The 20,981-nt window shown below is 39.5% G+C and carries 25 protein-coding genes; 13 read left to right on the top strand and 12 right to left on the bottom strand.

The genetic code is table 11. The features are described from left to right. The first annotated feature begins 61 nt into the window (after positions 1 to 61). The 5 genes from B0O44_RS09670 (at position 62) to B0O44_RS09660 (ending at position 2,844) form a co-directional block, all read left to right on the top strand. Complete coding sequence (locus tag B0O44_RS09670; protein WP_110829694.1) at positions 62 to 931, top strand: hypothetical protein; 870 nt, start codon at positions 62 to 64, stop codon at positions 929 to 931. After that, the gene (locus B0O44_RS09665) at positions 932 to 1,270 is read left to right on the top strand and encodes a hypothetical protein (protein WP_110829693.1); all 339 of its coding nucleotides are present in this window, start codon (positions 932 to 934) and stop codon (positions 1,268 to 1,270) included. It abuts the gene before it with no gap. A 113-nt stretch (positions 1,271 to 1,383) separates the two neighbouring features. Continuing rightward, positions 1,384 to 1,704 carry a DUF6660 family protein gene (locus tag B0O44_RS25385; protein WP_394340867.1) on the top strand — a complete coding sequence of 107 codons (321 nt, stop codon included), beginning with the start codon at positions 1,384 to 1,386 and terminating at the stop codon, positions 1,702 to 1,704. A gap of 172 nt (positions 1,705 to 1,876) precedes the next feature. After that, positions 1,877 to 2,053: a DUF2188 domain-containing protein gene (locus B0O44_RS24965; protein WP_170123299.1), complete on the top strand. Its 177-nt coding sequence runs from the start codon at positions 1,877 to 1,879 to the stop codon at positions 2,051 to 2,053. After that, the gene (locus B0O44_RS09660) at positions 2,050 to 2,844 is read left to right on the top strand and encodes a phosphatase PAP2 family protein (protein WP_110829691.1); all 795 of its coding nucleotides are present in this window, start codon (positions 2,050 to 2,052) and stop codon (positions 2,842 to 2,844) included. The genes B0O44_RS24965 and B0O44_RS09660 overlap by 4 nt, the downstream gene beginning before the upstream one ends. 109 nt (positions 2,845 to 2,953) lie before the next feature. Here the strand turns inward: B0O44_RS09660 and B0O44_RS09655 are convergent, their stop codons facing one another. Then, the gene (locus B0O44_RS09655; RefSeq protein ID WP_110829689.1) at positions 2,954 to 3,598 is read right to left on the bottom strand and encodes a response regulator transcription factor; all 645 of its coding nucleotides are present in this window, start codon (positions 3,596 to 3,598) and stop codon (positions 2,954 to 2,956) included. Positions 3,599 to 3,882: 284 nt separating this feature from the next. Between B0O44_RS09655 and B0O44_RS09650 the strand changes: the two genes are divergently transcribed. Together B0O44_RS09650 and B0O44_RS09645 are read left to right on the top strand one after the other, a co-directional pair. After that, positions 3,883 to 4,887 (top strand): sensor histidine kinase, encoded by a 1,005-nt coding sequence (locus B0O44_RS09650; RefSeq protein ID WP_170123298.1) that lies wholly within the window; start codon positions 3,883 to 3,885, stop codon positions 4,885 to 4,887. Next, positions 4,874 to 5,578 (top strand): LytR/AlgR family response regulator transcription factor, encoded by a 705-nt coding sequence (locus B0O44_RS09645; protein WP_110829685.1) that lies wholly within the window; start codon positions 4,874 to 4,876, stop codon positions 5,576 to 5,578. Before B0O44_RS09650 ends, B0O44_RS09645 begins: the two co-directional genes overlap by 14 nt. Positions 5,579 to 5,606: 28 nt before the next feature. Here B0O44_RS09645 and B0O44_RS09640 read toward each other — a convergent pair whose 3' ends face one another. Further along, entirely contained in the window at positions 5,607 to 5,999 is a 393-nt protein-coding gene (locus B0O44_RS09640) for a hypothetical protein (protein WP_146229797.1), read from the bottom strand. A gap of 150 nt (positions 6,000 to 6,149) precedes the next feature. Between B0O44_RS09640 and B0O44_RS09635 the strand changes: the two genes are divergently transcribed. Next, positions 6,150 to 6,512 carry a VOC family protein gene (locus B0O44_RS09635; protein ID WP_110829681.1) on the top strand — a complete coding sequence of 121 codons (363 nt, stop codon included), beginning with the start codon at positions 6,150 to 6,152 and terminating at the stop codon, positions 6,510 to 6,512. A gap of 13 nt (positions 6,513 to 6,525) precedes the next feature. Here B0O44_RS09635 and B0O44_RS09630 read toward each other — a convergent pair whose 3' ends face one another. The 5 genes from B0O44_RS09630 to B0O44_RS09610 form a co-directional block, all read right to left on the bottom strand. Further along, on the bottom strand, positions 6,526 to 7,608 hold the full coding sequence (locus B0O44_RS09630) for a calcium:proton antiporter (protein WP_110829680.1): 1,083 nt from the start codon (positions 7,606 to 7,608) through the stop codon (positions 6,526 to 6,528). Between the two features lie 85 nt (positions 7,609 to 7,693). Further along, positions 7,694 to 8,230 carry a DUF4269 domain-containing protein gene (locus B0O44_RS09625; protein WP_110829678.1) on the bottom strand — a complete coding sequence of 179 codons (537 nt, stop codon included), beginning with the start codon at positions 8,228 to 8,230 and terminating at the stop codon, positions 7,694 to 7,696. Then, positions 8,223 to 8,837 carry a GrpB family protein gene (locus B0O44_RS09620; protein ID WP_110829676.1) on the bottom strand — a complete coding sequence of 205 codons (615 nt, stop codon included), beginning with the start codon at positions 8,835 to 8,837 and terminating at the stop codon, positions 8,223 to 8,225. The genes B0O44_RS09625 and B0O44_RS09620 overlap by 8 nt, the downstream gene beginning before the upstream one ends. A gap of 46 nt (positions 8,838 to 8,883) precedes the next feature. Further along, on the bottom strand, positions 8,884 to 9,498 hold the full coding sequence (locus tag B0O44_RS09615) for a GNAT family N-acetyltransferase (RefSeq protein WP_110829674.1): 615 nt from the start codon (positions 9,496 to 9,498) through the stop codon (positions 8,884 to 8,886). A 60-nt stretch (positions 9,499 to 9,558) separates the two neighbouring features. Further along, entirely contained in the window at positions 9,559 to 12,018 is a 2,460-nt protein-coding gene (locus B0O44_RS09610) for an outer membrane beta-barrel family protein (protein ID WP_110829672.1), read from the bottom strand. 302 nt (positions 12,019 to 12,320) lie between these two features. Here B0O44_RS09610 and B0O44_RS09605 point away from each other — a divergent pair, with 302 nt between their 5' ends. Genes B0O44_RS09605 through B0O44_RS09590 form a run of 4 tightly spaced genes read left to right on the top strand, consistent with a single transcriptional unit; the run spans position 12,321 to position 15,967 of the window. After that, positions 12,321 to 13,406 carry a sensor histidine kinase gene (locus tag B0O44_RS09605; RefSeq protein WP_110829669.1) on the top strand — a complete coding sequence of 362 codons (1,086 nt, stop codon included), beginning with the start codon at positions 12,321 to 12,323 and terminating at the stop codon, positions 13,404 to 13,406. Between the two features lie 2 nt (positions 13,407 to 13,408). Continuing rightward, positions 13,409 to 14,167, top strand: coding sequence for a LytR/AlgR family response regulator transcription factor (locus tag B0O44_RS09600; RefSeq protein ID WP_110829667.1), 759 nt, complete (start codon positions 13,409 to 13,411; stop codon positions 14,165 to 14,167). 38 nt (positions 14,168 to 14,205) lie between these two features. Next, positions 14,206 to 15,396, top strand: a complete 1,191-nt coding sequence (locus B0O44_RS09595; protein WP_110829664.1) for a hypothetical protein — start codon at positions 14,206 to 14,208, stop codon at positions 15,394 to 15,396. Between the two features lie 49 nt (positions 15,397 to 15,445). Then, positions 15,446 to 15,967 (top strand): hypothetical protein, encoded by a 522-nt coding sequence (locus tag B0O44_RS09590; protein ID WP_110829662.1) that lies wholly within the window; start codon positions 15,446 to 15,448, stop codon positions 15,965 to 15,967. 20 nt (positions 15,968 to 15,987) lie between these two features. Here B0O44_RS09590 and B0O44_RS09585 read toward each other — a convergent pair whose 3' ends face one another. The 4 genes from B0O44_RS09585 to B0O44_RS09570 form a co-directional block, all read right to left on the bottom strand. Continuing rightward, positions 15,988 to 17,121 (bottom strand): TlpA family protein disulfide reductase, encoded by a 1,134-nt coding sequence (locus tag B0O44_RS09585; RefSeq protein WP_110829660.1) that lies wholly within the window; start codon positions 17,119 to 17,121, stop codon positions 15,988 to 15,990. A 129-nt stretch (positions 17,122 to 17,250) separates the two neighbouring features. Next, positions 17,251 to 17,853, bottom strand: a complete 603-nt coding sequence (locus tag B0O44_RS09580) for a porin family protein (protein WP_110829658.1) — start codon at positions 17,851 to 17,853, stop codon at positions 17,251 to 17,253. Positions 17,854 to 18,026: 173 nt separating this feature from the next. Then, positions 18,027 to 18,788 (bottom strand): LytR/AlgR family response regulator transcription factor, encoded by a 762-nt coding sequence (locus B0O44_RS09575; RefSeq protein ID WP_110829656.1) that lies wholly within the window; start codon positions 18,786 to 18,788, stop codon positions 18,027 to 18,029. Then, positions 18,769 to 19,806 (bottom strand): sensor histidine kinase, encoded by a 1,038-nt coding sequence (locus B0O44_RS09570; RefSeq protein WP_110829654.1) that lies wholly within the window; start codon positions 19,804 to 19,806, stop codon positions 18,769 to 18,771. The genes B0O44_RS09575 and B0O44_RS09570 overlap by 20 nt, the downstream gene beginning before the upstream one ends. A gap of 211 nt (positions 19,807 to 20,017) precedes the next feature. On the opposite strand from B0O44_RS09570, the gene B0O44_RS09565 reads away from it, so the two are divergent. Then, positions 20,018 to 20,380: a nuclear transport factor 2 family protein gene (locus tag B0O44_RS09565; RefSeq protein WP_110829653.1), complete on the top strand. Its 363-nt coding sequence runs from the start codon at positions 20,018 to 20,020 to the stop codon at positions 20,378 to 20,380. A 16-nt stretch (positions 20,381 to 20,396) separates the two neighbouring features. On the opposite strand, the gene B0O44_RS09560 is transcribed toward B0O44_RS09565, so the two are convergent. Further along, entirely contained in the window at positions 20,397 to 20,978 is a 582-nt protein-coding gene (locus B0O44_RS09560; RefSeq protein WP_110830416.1) for a PhnA domain-containing protein, read from the bottom strand. Positions 20,979 to 20,981: the final 3 nt, after the last annotated feature.

The raw sequence follows: 20,981 nt of genomic DNA, 5'->3' as shown, positions 1-20,981 counted from the left end.
TTTGTTTATACAGCCCTTCCATTTTTAGTACCAAAGTTCTGACCCTATTAAAATTGAATCGATGAAACCAAAACTGGCCTTCTTATTATTTTTGTTGCTTACTTCATGCTCCTCTTCAAAAATTATTGAACTTGGAGGCAAAACATCTGTTAAAGGAGCAGAAGTTTCACAGAAGGCACTAGATGTGTATTCGGTCTTGTCTAATCAGGCTGCAATTGATAAGTCACAGCAGGATAAGCTCAAGGTCCTTACAAACCCAAGTCCGGCCACCATGCCATTACCCAATACGAAAGCAAAAGATTTTTCCAATCAGTTAAGCCCAAGAATACAAGCATACAAAAGCCTGATGGCCGTTTATGCTGCATTTGCTCTTTTAACAGACAGTAAATATGCAGATAAAACCGAACAAGCTGTCAGTGCACTACAAGACAGTTACAATGCGATCAGCAAACTCCCCGATTTGCCCGATGTTGTTAAATCAAAGCTTCCGGGAGTGGCAAAATTAATTACAGGCTCCATACAGGCAAAGAAAATAAGGGCACATAATGAAATCTTATATGCCCTTTCACAGGCTTACTTAAGTCTCTGGAAAGCAGACACAAGCACCTGGGAAGAATATATTGACTTAATTTATAATTCTTATGCAGACGGGCTGAATACCGTTGACTCCAAACGTTATGATGCTGCAAAAATAGCTCAGGACATAAAAGAACCCTACAAAGATGAAGCGACTATTATTTTAATGTACAGGTTAAGGAACCGGGATGAGATCATGAAGCAAAAAAATGACACCAGAAAACAGTTAAACGATTTGGGTAAAGCATTGGAAGAATTAACCCTTGCACATGCTGAAATTGCAAAGGAAAAACCAGATCTCAGTACCATCATTTCATCGTTAAACCGAATCGAAGAACTTTTAAAGACAAAATAAATGCAACAGGAATTAAAGAAATCACTGTCAGCTGCAATTGCCCAGTTCAACAGCAAAAGAAGTCAGCTTTTACAGGCAGCATTCCAAAGCGGCGGACAAGATGCTGTTGAAAAACTTGAACAGGAATATGATGTACTCAGGGATGCCTATTTTGAAATTCTGCAAAGGGAACTTGATGAAAACAATCATCTGTATAAACAACTTACAGATCAGGCAAAGACAGAAGCAGACAATTTAACCAAAAGCATTAAACAGCTAAACAACATCAATGATATTATCAATCTTGCGACCTCTGTAATTAACCTGGTTGGACGGATCCTGATTGTACTGGGGGTGTAATCAGTTTTAGAGTAAAAAATAACTGTTTGGACTAAAATCTATAAAAAAGTATCCAACTATATCCAAACCCTAGTTACGGAATTCTATTTTTTTATACCTTTAAGAAAAAACAGATGTTGAAAATATTAGGGTGGATATTGTCTTTAGTCGTCATTAGCATGAGTTTCATGCCATGTAAAGACATAACCATTAACAAATTATCTTCATCATCTTTTGTTTTAATCAAATCTGAGGCTGATCATCATGAGGATTCGATAAAAGATTCATGCGCTCCATTATGTACTTGTCTCTGCTGTAACACAATGGCAATCATAAGATCTTTATCAATTTCTATCGATACCCCTGCTCAATCAGGTATGGTGTATTTCTGCGATTGTACAGACCGGGCTATTCAGAGCAATTCCTCCATCTGGCAGCCGCCTAAGTTCGTCTAATACCCAATTTGCATCTCTTCCTTTCTTTTGGAAAAGGCTTCGCCAATGCAAAGTTTTCACTCTTTTTATGCACCGATCTGACCTCTGTTTTCAGGCCGACCCATCATAAAATACAGATAACCTTCTTAACGCCCTGCAAGAAACAAATATTGATTCATTAAGAAAACCAATTATGAAATGGACAATTGAAAATTTCCCAATGGAGATGCAGGCCTTGCCTGCTATTGTAAGGGAAAAGGCAATTGAGATTGCTAACCGCATGAAAAAAGAAAAAAGTGTTAATGAACTCGCCATTGTAGAAGAGGCCATAAGACAGGCCGAAGAATGGTTTTTAAATAAAGAAAAATGAAAAAGTACTTCATATATACAGTATCCGTTTTATGGATAATCTGGGCAAATCCGTCCTCCGCCAGACACCAGCAGATAAATCCACCTAACGCTATGGACAGTTTAAGTTCCAATCAAAAAATACGGTCAAAAAATTTTAAAAATACAATTCCAATAACCGGAATCATCGTCCCGGCAACAGCTCTGGCTTACGGCTTTGTAAAACTAAACAATAGTGCTTTAACCAAGCTTGACGAAAAAGCCAGGCAGGAATTCTACGCGCAGCATCCGCACCGTAAATTCACAATAGATGACTACCTGCAGTTTGCTCCAGGAGCGGCGGTATTTACATTGAATGCGATGGGTATTAAAGGAAAAAACAGTCTGACTGATCAAGGCGGGGTCTACCTGGTTTCCAACATCATATTAAATACGACCTGCCAAAGTCTTAAAAGAATTACCGCAGTAACCAGACCCAATGGTGCACCCAATTCTTTTCCTTCGGGCCACGCTGCTGAAGCCTTTGCTTCCGCAGAGTTTCTGCGGCAGGAATACAATGAAATATCACCATGGTATACCGTTTCAGGTTATTCAGCAGCTGTCTTGGTTGGTTATTTAAGGATGTATAATAACAAACATTGGTTGAGTGATGTCATCTCAGGGGCTGGACTGGGAATTTTATCCACACAAACCTCCTATTGGCTGTATCCCAAGATCAAAAACCTATTCTCTGATCGTTCAAAAAACAACACGATAATTCTACCCTCTTATAACCATGGGGCCATGGGTGCCGGAATGGTAAAAAAATTTTAATTTTTCAACTGATCCCTTTGGGTTTTACACCCCGGAGGGATCATGTAATTTTGCGAGTCCGACATTCATTAAATACTGAAGTCAAAAGTTACAAAAAAAGGCCATTTCTTTAGACTGTACTTCTAAAAAGTCCCTGCCCTGAAGCAAGATGAATTAATGAGGCGACATTTTTTGCTTCAAATTTCTGAAGCAGGTTTCTCCTATGGCTTTCTATAGTTAAAGGACTTACAAAAAGCTGTTTAGCCATTAATGTCGTCGTTTTTCCTTCAGCGATGAGGCCCAATACTTCTTTTTCTCTTTTAGTCAGTTCGGGGACCCTTTTCAGGTCACTTGAGACCGGGCGGGCCAGAGCTTCTTTTACAGCCTTGCTAAAAGTGACTTCACCGTTTAAAGTCTTATAGATACAATAAGTTAATTCTTCCACAGAGGCATTTTTAAGCAAGTAACCACTTGCACCATTGTGGAGCATCTGGGTAATAGTGCTTCGTTCATTAGAATGACTAAAAGCCAGTACATAAGTATCGGTAGAAATCATTTTAATTTTCCGGCATAAATCCATCCCATTTCCATCCCGGAGCATTCCATCAAGAAGAACCAGATCGACCTGATTTGTGGCCATAAAATCTGTCAGGTCCTTTCCTAGGTTAAAGTCCGCAATTATGGAAATATGGGCATTGTTCATGAACACGCTCCGAAGCCCCTGAATTACAATCGGATGATCATCAACAATTACAAGTCTTATCTGTTTATTCATACAAATTCAAAAATTGGTCATCATTTTCTGAACCATACCAAAGTTACACATCCCCTTATGCGCAATAAAATCTTTATAGGGTCAGAAACCTGTTTTCTGTTCACCCCACCCCTAGTTTAAACCATAACTTAACAACCTTTTAAATCCTTTATAATGTCGTTTATACCACAATAAGCGTTGTTCAGCTCTTTATTACTATATATTGTGTTTTTTATCGATTTTTATCGGGTATGATAAGAATATTGCAACATATTTTGTTTTGGTCCTGCTATTTTTTATTCTATATGAATATGGAATACATGTGGGTAAAAGACGCTTTACCAGACAGGACCCTGCTTCAATTGTTGCCAGACATGTTCCTTTCCGTCGGTGGGATTATAGTACCAGAAATAATCTTCGCCTATTACATACTGTATGTGGCCTATGAATGGTTTTTGAATACCCCTCGTTTAAGACTCTTAAACCTGATATTAACGGTTCTGGTTTTCCTTGGCTGTGTTGTACTCTTAAAACTGTTTGCTTTTTACATTATAAACAACTGGACATACCAAAAGAGGCTCACAAGAGCGGAAACATGGAACATTGCGATTTTTTTGAGGGCGTTTGTTTTCTTTGGATTTTCTTCCGGCCTGGCACTCTCTTTAAAGCTATTTCGCAAACGGACAAGACTGGCAAAAAGGGAAAAAATGTTAGTTCAGGAAAGACTTAGTGTGGAGTTAAAATCATTAAGAAATCAGTTAAATCCTCATTTTTTATTCAATACACTCAATAACATTTATTCTTTGACACGAAAAAAATCGGATATGGCGCCCGATGCGGTACTAAAACTTTCGAATCTTTTGGACTTTATGCTGTATAAATCTGAAACAGACACCATCACACTGGCCAGTGAAATACAGTTTTTAGAAGATTTTATTGCCCTTGAAAAGATCCGTTACAATGAGCGGCTTTCTCTTAGTTTTAAAAAAAACATTGAAGATCCTTCTGCACAGATCCCTCCATTGCTGCTGCTGCCTTTAATAGAGAATGCTTTTAAACATGGGGCCAGCGAATCTCAAAACGAGATTTCTATCACTCTGGAGATCATCCAAAAAGGCAATGAAGTAATTTTTTGGATTGAAAACAATTATGATCCCTTGCAAAACCAGTCTTCCAATGGAATAGGCCTGCAAAACGTTTCCAGAAGACTGAAACTTTTATATAAAAACCATAAAATAGAAATAACACCGCAAGCGGGTATTTTTAAAGTCTATTTATATCTTGATTTGCTAAGCTATGGAAAAACTTAACTGCATTATTATTGAAGACGAACCCTTAGCAGCAGAAATTCTACAGGATTATATCGCCGAAGTTCATTTTTTGGAGTTGAAAGGTACCTACAGGAATGCACTATGGGCACTGGACGCTTTAAAACAATTCAGAATAGATGTAATCTTTTTAGACATCCATTTACCAAAGCTGAAAGGCCTGGATTTCATTAAAATTCTAGACCAGGTCCCCCAGATCATTATTACAACAGCCTACAGGGAATACGCTATAGATAGTTATGAACTAAATGTGACCGATTACTTATTAAAGCCTATTCAGTTTAACCGGTTTTTGATGGCCGTTAACAAATTAAAAAAGGAGGACAAAGAAAAAGCAAGCCCGGGTGTTGCTGAAGAAAAAACAGAAAGAAAATACTTATTAATTACTGTTCAGAAGCTAAAAGTTAAAGCTTATTTTGACGAAATCCTTTATATCGAAAGCAAAAAAAAATATGTACTTATTGTTACTGAAAATGGCAGTTATCAAACCAGAATACAGCTTACGGAAATAGAGCTCCGTTTGGACCAGCAGTTATTCATCCGCATTCACCGGTCTTTCATTGTGGCAAAAAACAAGGTGGAGTCTTTTAGTGCCATCCAGGTAAAAATTCAGCAACATCTTATTCCTGTGGGCAGGAGCTATAAAAAGGAAGCCTTGAAACTGATTGTTTAAAAAGCATCACTCTGATCATGAACATTGCCTAAGAACTTTTTTTGTACTGATAAAAAGAACAGCCTAAAAGTGAAATTCCAAAAAGAACAAAGAAAAGATCGGTAAGAATATCTCCTTTATGATGATAAAATTTTAAATACATCAGATATATGCCTGCACCTAACACAATGGAACCAAACCCGAATCCGGCGATATTAACATGGCCTTTTTGCCGGGAAACCGTAGCCTTTTGATTTTTAGTAAGGTCAGATCTTTTATATAGGTAAAAGAGATAACCGCCCAGCAACAATTCAGCTGCTGTAAAAAGTAAATTCAGTGTATTTACGTTTGAAGTGCCCCTTTGACTGAAATGTCCCAGACCGTAAACACTATGAAATATAAGGGCCAGGCCTAAGATCAGGTACAGGATGTTTTTTTTCATAAAGAAATCTTCTATAATCATTTAAATTTACAAACATAAATAGGTTATATCCAATTTTTTCCAATGATTTCGTTCTCACAGCAATACTTAAACCACCGCAGTTTTGTACTTATATTTTCTATTTTGTAAAGGTTAATAAAACATTAAAAAATGAAACACAAAGCGATATCTATCCGGCCATTTATTGGCGCCAAAGACTTTGAGCGTTCAAGAAGCTTTTACCGGGACCTTGGTTTTCAGGAAACAGTTCTGACGCAGAATATGTCCGTTTTTAAAACAGAGGGTATAGCATTTTATTTACAGGATGCCTATATCCAGGACTGGGTTGACAATACCATGGTCTTTTTAGAAGTGGATAATGTTGACCGTTACTGGAAAGCGCTTTCTGAACTGGGTCTCACAGACAAGTACAAAGAGGCAAAACTTACTCCAATACGAACAGCGCATTGGGGTAAAGAATGTTTTCTGCACGACCCCTCAGGTATCCTTTGGCATTTCGGTGAGTTTTTTTAACACCGCGGCCTGCTCAGGGGGCAATAATGGTAAACAAATAAACCGCGAATATCACCAGCAACACAACCCCTTGTAAAATATTTGTTTTACCTGTTGCCAGCGACAACATAATGGTAAATTGCGAAAGCAATAACAACACCGTTGATTTCATATCAATACCAAGGGTAATGGACATACCTGTCACAATAGATACGATGGCGACTGCAGGAATGGTTAGCCCTATACTGGCCAGTGCAGATCCCAGAGCCAGGTTCAGACTCGTTTGCAGCCGGTTCTTTTTTGCGGCCCTGTAAGCCGCCAGCCCTTCGGGTAAAAGAACAACTGCCGCAATGATTACGCCGACCAGAGATTCTGGTGCTCCAGCCTTTAACACTGCGTTTTCAATATCAGGAGCCAGGGCTTTGGCCAAAACCACAACCACCCCAAGGCAGACCAACAACAACAAAGTACTTAGCCATGCTACTTTTTTAGGAGGTGGGTCGGCATGGATATCTTCATTGCCATCGGCCTCAGGAGGAAGAAAAAAATCCCGGTGCCTGATGGCTTGTACCAGGACAAAGGTTCCATACAAAACCAAACAAATAACCGCTACGAAAACCAATTGCACCGGACTATACTCGGGTCCGGGCCTGCTGGTCGTATAATTAGGCAGGATAAGGGTCAGCACCATTATGGCAGTAAGGGTAACCAATGATGCACTGACCCCCTGCAAACTGAAAACCTGCTCTTTGTATCTGGCACCGCCCACCAGCAGACACATCCCAATAATTCCGGTGAGGATAATCATCACTGCGGCCAACACGGTATCTCTGGCTAGCGCAGCCGTTTCCGGGCCGCCAGTAAGCATTAAAGAAACAATAAGCGCAACCTCTATAATGGTGATGGCCAGGGCCAGTACCAGTGTACCATAAGGTTCACCTACCCTATGGGCAACAACCTCTGCATGATGTACAGCAGCCAAAACACTGCCTATCAGTCCTGCTGCCAGAACAATACTATAAAGGTTCCCTAAATTAAATGAAATCCCAAAATAAGCCAACCAGGCCAAAACGGGTATAACAATGGTCCATAATGGAAGAGGTAGTTTTTGTTTCATAGTGGCGTTTATCAATATACAACACTTAAACTGCTCTTCTGTTTTAACCCTTTAGCAGCTTTATGCTCTTTTTTAACTGCAACAATTACAGGTCCAGTTTTAAAAGTGCCTGGTAGGGATCTCCTTTTAAATTCAGGACCATCGCAAATGCAGGCTCAGTTTTTATTCCTTTCTCTTTTAAAGCAATGACCTGATCCTTTAAGCTTTGTCCATAACGGACCAGCAGCCGATGTTCTACAATCATATGCCGGTAACCATTTTGCTCCCGGCTTGGTTTTTTCTGACCAAAAATTTCTATTTCCCAGCCCTCAAGAAAAAAATTTGCCAGTACTGTTTCTGCACTCCCAATTACTGTGTTCCATATTCTGAACAACCGGCACGCTGAGAAATTACTGACCAAAACTTCCTGAAAGGTTTTGTTGTCGCCACAACTGCATATAATATCAAGATCGCTTCCTTCCACATCAATTCCAAGAGGCACTGTTCCTACCAGCAAAGGATCAAAATCTTTTAAACGCTCCATCACCTGCCCCTTAGTCAAAACAGCAAAGGCATCTTTTTGTCTTTCATTCCCTGATGCCAGATAAGCAATATCTTCAAATGTTCTGGAAAAATTATCCATTTCTATTTAATTTATAAAACTCATGGTACCATTTTATCGCTTTTTGCTCCTCCTCCTTTATGAAACAATCTTTCGCCTGGTTGTAATCATTTCCATCTTTCCATTCCATCATACTCAATTTTTCTTTTAACCGCTGGTATTCATTTTTCACTTCCTGATGCGCCCGCAGGTAATCCCGGAAAGCAATATGACGCATCCAGTGCTCAGAGTTTACGGGTATAACATGAATATGAGCCATGCGAAAGGCGTGATTATGTGATTCTTCCGGGACTATATCTGACTTTTTGATGTAAACTGGCAAAGATAGGCTTTGAGGGCTGACCTTTAATTTAATAAAAAACCTGCGGTATGGCATATCTTCATTATACTTTTCATAATACATGTAATCTTTTGCCATGAGCAAAGGAGGTATTATATCCAGATCGGCTTCGGTTTCCAGGCCAATTAAAATATCAATGATCGGCTTTGCCGACAGCCCTTGTACAGAGGTGCTACCAATGTGCTCTATTCCTGGTGTTACCGGACAAAGGATTTCTGTAAGTTCTTTTTTGATTTCATTAAAAGTCTGTTTCCACAGGGGGTTATAGGGCTCAAACGTGATCTTCATCGGGTCTTTATACTAGTTTGTTCTTCTTTTCCTCAAAATTAAGCAATTACCTATTGTTATTTTTAAACTGATAATGCCCCAGCAATTTAACCATTCTGATTACCTTGGAAATCCCGATCCTTCTGGTCACCTGATCACTAAGGTCTTTTGATTCTGCTTCGTAAAAACCCATTTTCCCATAGGCCCTGCGGGCAGACAAATTATCGTAGGCAACATCAAGCTGTAAATTGGTTATTCCTTTTTCAAAAGCAAGCCTTTCCAACTCTTCGACCAATAAATGGCTGTAGCCTTTTCCCCTGTACCCGGACTTTATGGTAATGGCATCTACATAGAGGTAACCAACTGGAAATGAATTTGGAAAATAGATGTCCAGTTGGACCATCTTATATAAGCCCCTGATTAGTCCGTACTCCTTTATCATAGTCTTAACACGAACAGACAACATGTTTTTTCTTTTATAACTGAACCCCGCTATACCAATAAGCTCATCACTGTCTGACACTATAGAAACTACCTGATCCTGATTTAGCAGACATGGGATAATCTTTTGGATGGTGCTTTTTGATCCTAAAAAATAGCTGAATTTACGTTCAAATGCTTCAGCAAAAAGTGCTCCGGCATCCATCAGGTATTCAGTTGGCAGGTTTCTGTAAATTTTCATCTGGTTAAATTTTAGGATGACAAAAAGTCCCTTAGGTGACCAAAGCCCGGACCTTAAATATTATAATTTTACGGGCTTGCGCACCGGATTGCCTTTACCCGATGGCAAACGGTTGTCGTCTGTAGTTTCAGCTTCAGATTTTTCAGTTTTTCCTTTTTTACCAAAATTCCAGCTCAGACTGAATTTAAGCTGCCGTGAATCTGTTCTGGAATCGAGGTTAAAGGTTTGTGCATTATTAGATAAAACACCTGCTTTGAACACCCCTGAATAAAAGGCATCTGTCACAGCTAAACCAAGGGTGAGTCGATCACTTAGCAATTTTTTACTGATTCCTGCACTGACTTCGGACATGGGCTTATACCTGAAATTAGAGAACAATCCGCCACTCTGGTACCAGGCGGTGAGCTCCAGGCTAAAGTTGGAAGGCAGTTTAAAGGAATTATAGGAGAGCAGGCCAAAACTATTTGCTTTTTCCTTAAAAGCCTTATTTTCCAGATTTGCATTGAACTGGGAGGTATAAAAGTAAAAACTCTGGTAATTTTCCCACCAGTCTATGCCAGGTATAGGAAAGGCCAACGAAAGCTCCCATTGCCGTTGATGGCCAGTATTGATAGTGCTGTAACTGGATCTTGCCCCGGGGCTTGTTAAAAATGCAGAATAAATGGGGTCTTTGATGCTGCTGTAGCCAAGGGTAAGGTCTATAAAACTAAAAAACTGCTGATTCAGTTCGATGTTATTGGAGAACTGTGGTTTCAGGTTCGGGTTTCCTTGTTGGGTGGTATACAAGTCCAGATAACGGATAGCGGGATTAAGTTTATCATAGTCTGGACGTTCGATCCTTCGGCTATAACTCACAGAAAGATTATACCTGTCGTTTACCTTATAACCAATTAAAGCATTCGGAAACAAGGAAAAGTAGTTTTGTCTTACTGAACTGCCATCGTTAACAACTTCTCCCCTCACATGAGTATACTCTCCCCTCAGGCCAGCATTAATGGTCCAGGGTTCCAGTTTTAATTCCAAAGAAGTATATGCAGCCTGAATGGCTTCCAGATACCGGAAACTGTTGCTTCTAATCCTATCGGTTTCCCATTGCCCTTTTGTATTATTTTCGCTCCATTGGGAATTTCGGAGATTGGTTTGTGAACTTTTAAATCCTGCTTCAAATTTACCGGTTTTCTGATCACCGCGCATCAGCTCCTGCAGGTAATCAACTTTGAATATTTTTCTATCGATTTTTGAAGGATAAGTATTACGGTATCGCAATTCCGACGGGCTCAGTCCCGAACTTAAAAGTTTTAGGATGCTGTAGTCTTCAATGCCCCTGGATTTTAAATTATTAAATTGCAGAGAAGCACTGAGGCTTTTCAATTCAGTGAATTTATGCTTGAATTTTAATGCATAGTCCCAGTTGCGCAAGGCATTCCGTAAATCGTTTCGCTGGTTTAAAAGGGAATCCTGCACTGTGCCCGTGCCAAAACGGGTCAGGGTACGTCCATCCGTTGGATTGACCACATCATTAAAAGAAAGATTAAAGCCAAGCGTATTCTTTTCGTCAAAATGGTGGTCTAAACCTAACTTCAGCAGATGACCTGTAGATTTTTCAGGATTTAATTGCAATTGACTCATGTAAAAACGTTGATCCACTGTCCCCCCCAAAGTACCAGCTGCACTTTGGCTGCGGTACAAGCTGTCCCGTTTCTGGCTGTGGTCAAAGTCATAGGCATACAGCATGTTCAGGTTCCATTTTTCAGTACCATAGCTCATGTTCAGGCTTTGGCTGGTCCGGTAATACCTCCCTTTACCCACATTTGAGCTGATTGTCCCGTTAAAGCCTTTTTTAACCTTCTTTTTGAAAACAATATTGATCACTCCGCCGGTGCCTGCCGCATCCATACTCGACGGCGGATTATTCAAAACCTCTATAGACTGCAGCGTGGTTCCGGGAGTGCCTTTAAGCAGGCTTTTCAGCTGTGAACTGCCCATTTCAGCCGGTTCCCCATCAATCATAACCGTAACACCCGATTTACCTTTAATCCGAATGTCCCCATCTTTGCTAATGTTTACCCCTGGAAGGCTTTTCAGCAGGTCATAAGCGGACTGACTTTGGGCCAGACTGCTTTGTTCTACATTCATTGTGGTTTTCCCAGCTGACACAGAAATCGCCTGTTTTTTTCCTTTAATGGTAACTTCCTGCAGTTGCTGGTTTTCCGGGAACAATTTAAAAACCTGAATTTCTAAAGGCCCGTTGCCAATAGTGAGGGCTTTGAATTGATTTTTATAAGTCATAAAAGCAGCTTCGAGCTGGTAACTGCCCACAGCTATGTTCTTCAATTTGAAATTGCCCAGGGAGTCGGCAATGGCATAGGAAAACACTTTAGCATCCCGGGCCTGTTTTAAAGTAATGGTCGCCCCTGGCAAGGGTAGGTTCCGTTCATCGGTCACCTTACCTCTAATGTCCTGCTGGGCAAAAGTTTTTAATGTTCCAAGTAGAAAAAAAATAAAACAAAAATAACGCATATCTGATGTACTATTAATCAATTATTAATGGTACAAAAGTAGTTTTGGCGATTATTTCAATCGTCTGTAAACTGACCCAAGCTGCTAAATTGCTACGTCAATTGGTACTAATCTTTACTGAATTGAACCTCGAAGACAATCCGCTGGCCTACTGGAAAAAGATGCTTTTTAGCAGGCCAAACTGTAAATTCAGGAGACATTTAAGCCTGTTCAGTCAATTGTCCTTCAAAACATCCACAGATCTGTTTAAATTTAAACCGGGCAATTTAAATGCTTCTCTTTAGAAAATAAAAGCCTTTTCAATGAAATCCAGTCAGGTTACTTCCTCTTTAAATTCCAGATTTTACAAGATCATTATTGTCTTTGTAGTGGCTATTGTTCTGGTATTTTCCCTGATCATCATCAATCCGTTAAGTGAATTAAATTATATTCTGGCGCTGGAATTCAGCTGGAATACTTTTACAGACCTCCTTTGGTTTGGTTTGCTGGGCTGGGTGATTACCGAATCGAGTATATTGGTCTCTTCTTATCTGGACAGGCTACTGCCCTGGGAGCAATTTTCCGGCAAGCGCTTCTTCCTGCAGCTCCTCGCCCAATGCATTTGTGTAGTGGTGCTCATGAGTTTTCTGCTGTGGTTAACTGATTTTCTGCTTACACCCAATGAAGGAAATACCGAGGAAGACTGGATGGGTTTCCGGCAGGTCCTTTTCATCAGCATCATCCTGTCCTTTATTGTGACTGCAATCCATACGGGCAACCACCTGATCGTCAACTGGAAAAATTCCATCACCGAAGCCAATGAGTTAAAGCAGAGTTCCCTGCAATCGCAGCTCCAGTCTTTGAAGCTGCAACTCGACCCTCACTTTATGTTTAACAATTTCAGCACGCTGTCCAGTCTGATTTCGGAAAGCCCCGTCGAAGCCCAACTTTTTCTGGAACGCCTTTCAGAAGTACACCGCTATATGCTCTATAATCTGGACAGGAATATTATTCCTCTAAAAGAAGAGCTGGACTTTATAAGCGCCTATATTTATCTGATTAAAATCAGGTTTTCAGAAAACCTGCAGATCGAAGTCGCTGGTGTGGAGGACTTTTTGCATAAGGGTATTCCTCCCATTACGCTCCAGCTTTTGATCGAAAATGCAGTTAAACACAACATCGCCTCGCGCAGCCAGCCCCTTCACATCCGGATTTTTCCGGAAAATGACCAATTGTTGGTCGTAAATAACATACAGAGAATGCCTTCTTCCCTCCCTTCTTCCAGAATTGGTTTAAAGAACATCATCAACCGCTATAAATTGTTATCGGGCCAGCTCCCTGAAATTACGGAAACTGATTTTGACTTTGTGGTCAAGGTCCCTTTACTTCCTTTAAACCAAAATAGTTAGTCATGAAAGTACTGATCATTGAAGATGAACGGCATAATGCCAAAAGATTAAAGACAATACTGACAGAAATCGACCCGGAAATAAGAGTAGTTGCCATACTCGAAGGCATAAATGAAAGCATCAGCTGGTTTAGGGAACAAACAGAGCCCGATCTTATTTTTACGGATGTACGCTTAACAGACGGGCTTTGTTTTGATATATTCTCCAAGGTAAGGCCCAATTGTCCCATCATTTTCACTTCGGCATTTGATGAGTATGCATTAAGGGCCTTTAAAGTAAACAGCATAGACTACCTGCTTAAGCCCGTTAAAAAAGTGGAACTGGAAAAGAGTATTCACAAATTTAAAACCAACAAGCAGGCCCCTAACCTGACCCAGGTGCTCGATGATGTGGCCGCGATTTTAAAACAACAGCAAAAAAATTACCGGACCCGGTTTCTTGTTCCAAACCGGGATTCTTTTTATACGGTTAGGATTGAGGAAATTGCTTATTTCTATACCGAATATAGGACCACCAGGGCAGTAATGAATCATAAACAGCATCATATCATTCCTTTTACGATGGAAGAGCTGGAAGAACAACTGGATCCGGAGGTCTTTTTCAGGATAAGCCGGCAATACCTGATCAACTACAAAAGTATTAGTCACATTCACAACTATTTTAACGGAAAACTACACATCGTACTCAAGCCTGAGCCATCTGAAAAGATCATCATCAGCCGGGACAAATCCCGGGTTTTTAAGCAATGGCTGGACAGGTAATGAAATTGTTCATTCAAATCGTTTATCTTTAACAATAGATGCTTAAAATTAAGGTGTTTTTATGTTCAGTTTTTATGTTCTTCCTGAGCCGGGAAAGCTATGGTCAAACAGATCCTGTGCAAGAAGCGACCTATCATTTCGTCCTCAAAAACAATATATTATCAGGTCCCGGAGCAGATACACTCAAAATGAAAATTTCCGGATCGCATTTTTTTCTCATTGGTGAAGAGCATGATATGACTGAACTGCAAATGCTGACTGCTCATCTCATGCCTTTTCTAAAAAATAATGGTTATCGAAACTTTGCTGTTGAAATAGGTTCCTCTGCTGCGGATAAACTCAGCTATATATATCATCACAAAGGGTCCTTAATGGAATTTAACAGCAAATACTATAAGTACTTTAATTCTGGTCCCTTTGGCTTTTTTGATGGAAAGGAGGAAGAAGTGTTTTTAAATTCAGCACTCAATAACGGATTAAAACTATGGGGAATAGATTACGAAAACCATGGCGCCCCATTGTATATACTGGATGAATTGTATGCAAAAGGATCCAAAAATATGGCTCTAAAACAGGCTTATCAGCAAGCCCGTACTTATGTAATTCAAGAGTATGCAAAAGACAGCACCCTGAAAAAGCATCTGGTTTATGCAAAAATGCTTGAATCATCCGAAATCAAATCCTTTTTCAAACTCCTTCCACATCGTCAAGAGGTTAAAAAACTGCAAAATGACCTATTGACTTCCTGGAAAATTAGGAATCAGGAAACCCTTAACAATTGGTACACCAGGGTGAACAATATGAAGCAAAGTTTTATTGGGCAATATAAAAATGAAATAAAAAACGAAAAATCCCCCAAAGTATTCATCAAAATGGGTGCCGTACATACCGCAAGAGGAACCAGTTCAAGCGGCTTCCAGGAAGTAGGGAATACGATTTATGAGTTGGCTAACTATTCAGGTACCAGGGCATTCTCCGTACTTTCCTTTGCCAGATATAGAAAAGATGAACAGGGAAATGTTACCGACCTACTGGAACCCGAGGATAAAGAGCTTTTAAAATATACCGAAGAAAACTCCTGGAGCCTGATTGACCTCAAAAAGCTGGAAATTGCCCGCTGGCAAGGCAGGATTAAATTATCCAAAACCGTAAGGGAATATATTGAACGTTATGATATGATCCTTATTCCCCCCGCAACAAAAAGAATGCAGCCTAACTTTATCAGATAATTAATACCATATCTATCAAAATAAGATATTAATCAAAAACCTGTAATATATGACAGATCTCATTTCAAAAGAAAACAGAGGGAGCGAATTGCTGGCTTTCGGTTTTCCAAAAAATTTTGTCGAAAATATTGGAAACATACCTGAATTAGCATCCCGTGTTGGAAATACTGATGGCGCATATTTTTACCTGCCAACGATATCCAATTATAAAATTCTGGAAAACCAAACCATTGTACCCATTTATGATCGTGGTGAAAGTTTTTACGTCCTTGCTTCTGATCATGAATCCAAAAAAATAATTCATTTTGAACTGGAAAATGATAGAATATATACGGATTACCAACAGAACTGGAAGCTATTGTTAATGGACATTATGATTGAATACTTTGACAGTAAGATCGATGATGAACTCTCTATTGAAAAATTCCTCTACGTTGGTGATAAAATTGGGTTTGAAGCAGCTGAAAAATTATTTGAACTAAGGAACCTCCCTATAGAAGAATACAATTGGAAACTTGAACAGGAGAAACAATGGAGAATTGAGATTGCGAAAGAATTGAAAATACTCTGATTACACTGATTTACTTTTTATTATTTAATGCTTTCTATTTTATCTGTTAATTCCTTTTCAAGGTCTAAATAAAACCCCTCGTAAGCCTGAGCAATATGACCTTGCTTGTCTATCAGAAAAAAGTAAGGATAGCCCTGAAAACGATATATTTTCTCTGCATCATTTCCTGTTGTATAACTGGGGTAATTGATGTTAAACTTTTTATCGAATTTTGAAATTCCTTCATGGTGATCATTTTTAAGCTGATAAATACTAATGATTTCAAAATTATGACCTTTAAATTTATCATAAAGACGGTTTAGCATCTGAGCGGAATTGATGCAATGCGGACAACCCAGAAGTGCAAAGTTTAACAACACTGTTTTATTTTTTAATCGCCCCAGATCGAAAGTATTTCCTGTCGCGTCCTGTAGATCTATTTGCGGTGCTTTTGTACCAATAGCCAAGGGTACAGGTTTTATACTTTTGACAGGTAACTTAAAGCCATCAGGCACTTTTGTCTCAGACAAATCGGGAAAGTTTTTTTGATTGAGTTTATAATTCGTAAAAGAATGTTGTTCTATTGCACCAATCAATGCCCCATCATTGGCAAAACCTTTAAAATCTGATTTAATCAGAACGGGTAAATAAGTCCTTTTGTCTGTTACAAGGTAAACAAGGTCGTGGATGTGTTCGTTTTTTTGAACGGTATCTTTGCGGGTAACCATAAAATAATTGTAAACCACCTTGCTGATCATAGTATCCTTAAGCTGCTTGATCTTAGCAGGAGATTTCAAATAGGCTTCCATTTGTTTCTGCCAATACAATAAAGAACGGGTAAACTGATTTACAATAGCTTGTTTCGACATTCTGTAGGTTTTATCCTTTAAATTTAGCGAGATGGATTTGTTCCCGTCAAAAAGATATTGTTGCTGATGGCCATCAATTTTATAATAGCCCCCAATTTGAGGTTCTCCAGTAACTATAAACATTTTCGAGTTTAAAGTATCTAAAGAAAATTCATCCTGAAAAGAGAACTTAAACTTTACAACTTCAGTAAAACTCACATTCCTAAGACTTTTTATTTGCTTTACAGTTGCCCTTAAAGATTGTGCACCGGCACTGAGAGTAAAAAGCACGGAGACCATGAACGACAGGATCAGTATTCTTTTCATAAAAATGCACCGTTTACAAATTTGCTGATCCCTAATGTACTTAAAAAAACACCAAACGGGAATTTATCTTAAGGCCTTATAAAACGCCTTAAGATAAATTTCCGTTTGGTTGAAATAGATTGGTTTGGATTAAAAAACGTAAAAGATACTTGCCTGAATGCTGTTGTTTTTGAAATCACCCAGAACAGGCGATGGTCTTTCCTGAACTTTCTGCAAGCCATAAACATATCTGGCACCAATACCAAGTCCCATTTTCGACTGGTATCCAAGGCCCCCAGCCACCGCAAAATCAATCTTTTTGGCAAACTTGGCATCCGTCAACCCTCCAACATCTTCCTTCACTTTAAAACTTGCCTGTGGGCCTCCCTCCACATAAAACCCAGAATTGGTACGATATTTTAAAAGGATTGGAACCGAAGCGTAGGAAAGTTTTATTTCCTGCCCGGCAAACTGTCCATCTTTCACTTTGGCCCCCTGCAGGGAGTAAAGGAACTCTTCAGAGATAAGAAAATTATCTGTGATCTTGTAAGAAACCGTAAGCCCGGCATGGAAACCGGCAAGCGGATCTGTGGCAAAACCGGCATTACTGAAATTGCTGTAATTTCCCCCCGCGGTAATACCAAACTCTAGTTTTTTCATTAACTTTTTTGCAAAACTTTCATTTGCGGGATTGTTCTGACCAAACCCCTTTGCAGATACTAAAACCAATACCATTAACATTAGCTTTTTCATAAATTCTTCTTTTTATATGTGACTTTTTTTGTGCTGCCTTGATTGGCTAAAGCTTTATTTAAGTCAAAGATGGAGCTGAATAAGCCCCCTGAAAAGGAATAAATTACCGAAGCGGGCAAAGTTGGGGTGGAAATGAATTATAAGGAACTGAAAGGAACAAGACTTTTTATTGATCAACGAGTCAGCCAGTTAAGAAATTGAGAAGCCTTGGCTTTACTGACAACAACCTTTTCAGAAAAAGGCACTTTAAGATTTAAAGAAAGTTTTCTGGAAAAAAAACTGGATACATCAATAATCGCTTTCCTGCAAATCAAAACCTGCCGGTTCGCCCTGAAAAAATAAGTACCAAAAGTACGCTCGAGTTCATCCAGATTTTTATTGGGATAATAACAAGCTCCCGCAAAAGTCAGCAAATGGGTAATTTCATTCTCCAGATAAAATAAGGCGATATCTTCCATTTTTATGGGAATAATTTTATCCTGGTGATAAACCAGTACGGAAGCCGCAGGCTGTGTGTCTTTCGCATTCAGCATTTGCAGCAGGGCAGCATATTGCGGCGTTTGATCTGCTGAAAATATCTGTTTCAACTGCTGGTATTTTTGAAGTGCCGCATCAAGCGTTTGCTGGGTAAAAGGTTTTAAAATATAATCTATTCCATTTGCTTTGAATGCATCCAGCGCATATTCATCATAAGCAGTGCAAAAGATCACGGGAACGGCAACCGGCACTTCAACAAAGATCTCAAAACTAAGCCCGTCACCCAATTGAATATCGCTAAAAATGAGATCGGGCAGCTCTGTTTTTTTAAGGTAAGCCACCGCTTCCTTTACAGACCTCAATTGCATAACATCAACCGGTTTTTGGAGCAATCTCCGGATGTTCAGTTCCAGTTCCTGTGCAACAAGGCCTTCATCTTCAATGATTACGATTTTCATTTTTTAACAATTTAATACTTACTGAAAAGGTGTTTTCATCTTCTTTAATCAAGACCTCTTCTCCTGAACCGAGCCGGTATCTTTCGGCAAGGTTGGCCAGACCATAATTGGTAGAGGGTTCCTTTATTTTTTTCTTTTGAAGGTTATTACTGAAAACAAGCCGGTCTTCTATCTGGACAATATTTACCCTTAGGGGATCTTCGGGTGTGAAATTGTTGTGTTTAATTGCATTTTCCATTAAGGGTTGCAGAGAAAACGAAGGAAGTACATACTTTTTCAATGCCTCCTGACTTAAATTGATGCTGCATTCCAATGCTGTACCAAACCGGATTTGCTGCATGGCCAAATAATCATTTAACAATTTCAACTCCTCTTCCAGACTGGAAACATTTGATGAATGGTGAAAAACAGAAGCCCTCAGAAAATTGGCCATATGGACAAGATAGGTATCCGCCACCTGGGTATCACTATGATAAAGGGCCTTAAGGGTATTCATTGCATTGAACAAAAAATGAGGATGGATCTGTTGTTTGAGCAGCAAATTGGTTGCTTCTGCATTCGCTGCCCTCAACCTGGAAAGTTCCAATTCACTACGCAACTTATGTTCATACAACAGCACCGAATCATGTAAAGTAATGACCATAGTATTCACCACCACTCCGGACCCAACAAAGGCCAGGAATAAATTAACGTCCCAAAAGGACCAGTCCAAATGTACAGTGCTTGCAAAAATCAGCCATAACAACAAATAAATAAGAATACTGGAAGGATAAGTAAATAAGTACCGGTATAAAGTGAATATTTTTGACCTGAACCGGCACCTTTTTTCTAAAAAGATCATTGATCCCACATCGGCATATCCGGTGATCAGTATGCCTAAAAAAGTAAAGAAAGTAAATATATAAGCATGGTTCTGGTCTTTAGAATGGGAAATAATAATGTAAAAGATAATGCCAATGATGATGGCCAGTAACCAGCTCAACCGGTTTAAACGCTTTACGGGCAGTTTTTCTTCCATAACGACAAATGTACTTAATGAATGAAGTGCTGTTAAAAATTGTTCCTTCAAGCGGGCCAAATTAAGGGTGAGCCATTTAATTATAGATTTAAGCGGCCAAAGGCAGTTCTTATAAAGATAACTATTTTTTGGTATTGATCGATCCGGAACATGACAGACAAGAATACAAATTCCCTTATTTTTTCTAATTTACGCACAAAACGATTTACATATGAACAGCATTTCTTTGGAAGCCATTGCCCAAAAATGGTTCGACGCCTTTAATGCACACGACCTGGAGGCACTTTTAGCCTTATACCATCCACAAGCCATCCATTTCAGCCCAAAGTTAAAATTAAGACAGCCCCAGACCAATGGACTCATCAGTGGAAAAGCAGCCCTGCGGGTATGGTGGAAAGACGCTTTTGACCGTTTACCGACATTGCATTACCAGCCTCAGTCTTTTACCGCAAATGAAAAACGGGTTTTTATGGAATACACCAGAACCGTAGAGAACGAACCAGATATGCTCGTTGCTGAAGTTCTGGAAGTCAATGATGGTGAAATCACCGCTTCAAGGGTTTATCACGGTTAACCTTTGAACGCGCCGCTTAGCTTTGCTTACGGACAAATTTAGTAAGAATAACAATCAGCTGGCCTTCCACCCTACCTTCAATCTGTTCTTTATTGTCCTCTACCAGCTTAATATTTTTAACTACTGTGCCTAATTTTGCACTTAGACTAGAACCTTTAACATCAAGTGTTTTAATCAGAACCACGGTGTCACCGTTTTCTAAAATATTATTGTTGCAGTCTTTATGAAATTCAACAACCGAATCGTTTTCATGATCACCTGTCGCTTTCGCCCAATCCAGGACTGCATCATCAAGATACATCATATCCAGATAATCAATAGCCCAGCTCTCCTGCCTTAGCCGGTTTAACATACGCCAGCTGATGACCTGTACTGCCGGAACCTCCGACCACATACTGGAACCCAGGCATTGCCAATGTTTACTGTCCAGCACTTCTTTTTTTTCAATTTGCGCCATACACTTTCCGCAAATCATCGCACATTCTTCTATCGTATGGTTGGTCCGTCCAGGTGCTTCATAAATACTTAAGTTATCTTCTGATCCGCATAGCTCACATTTTTTTTCACTCCTGCTGAGTAGTTGTTCTTCAAGTTTCATAAT

It is taken from the genome of Pedobacter nutrimenti (assembly GCF_003208655.1).
GTDB classification, from domain to species: domain Bacteria; phylum Bacteroidota; class Bacteroidia; order Sphingobacteriales; family Sphingobacteriaceae; genus Pedobacter; species Pedobacter nutrimenti.
This window is presented reverse-complemented; position numbering and strand designations above follow the sequence as displayed.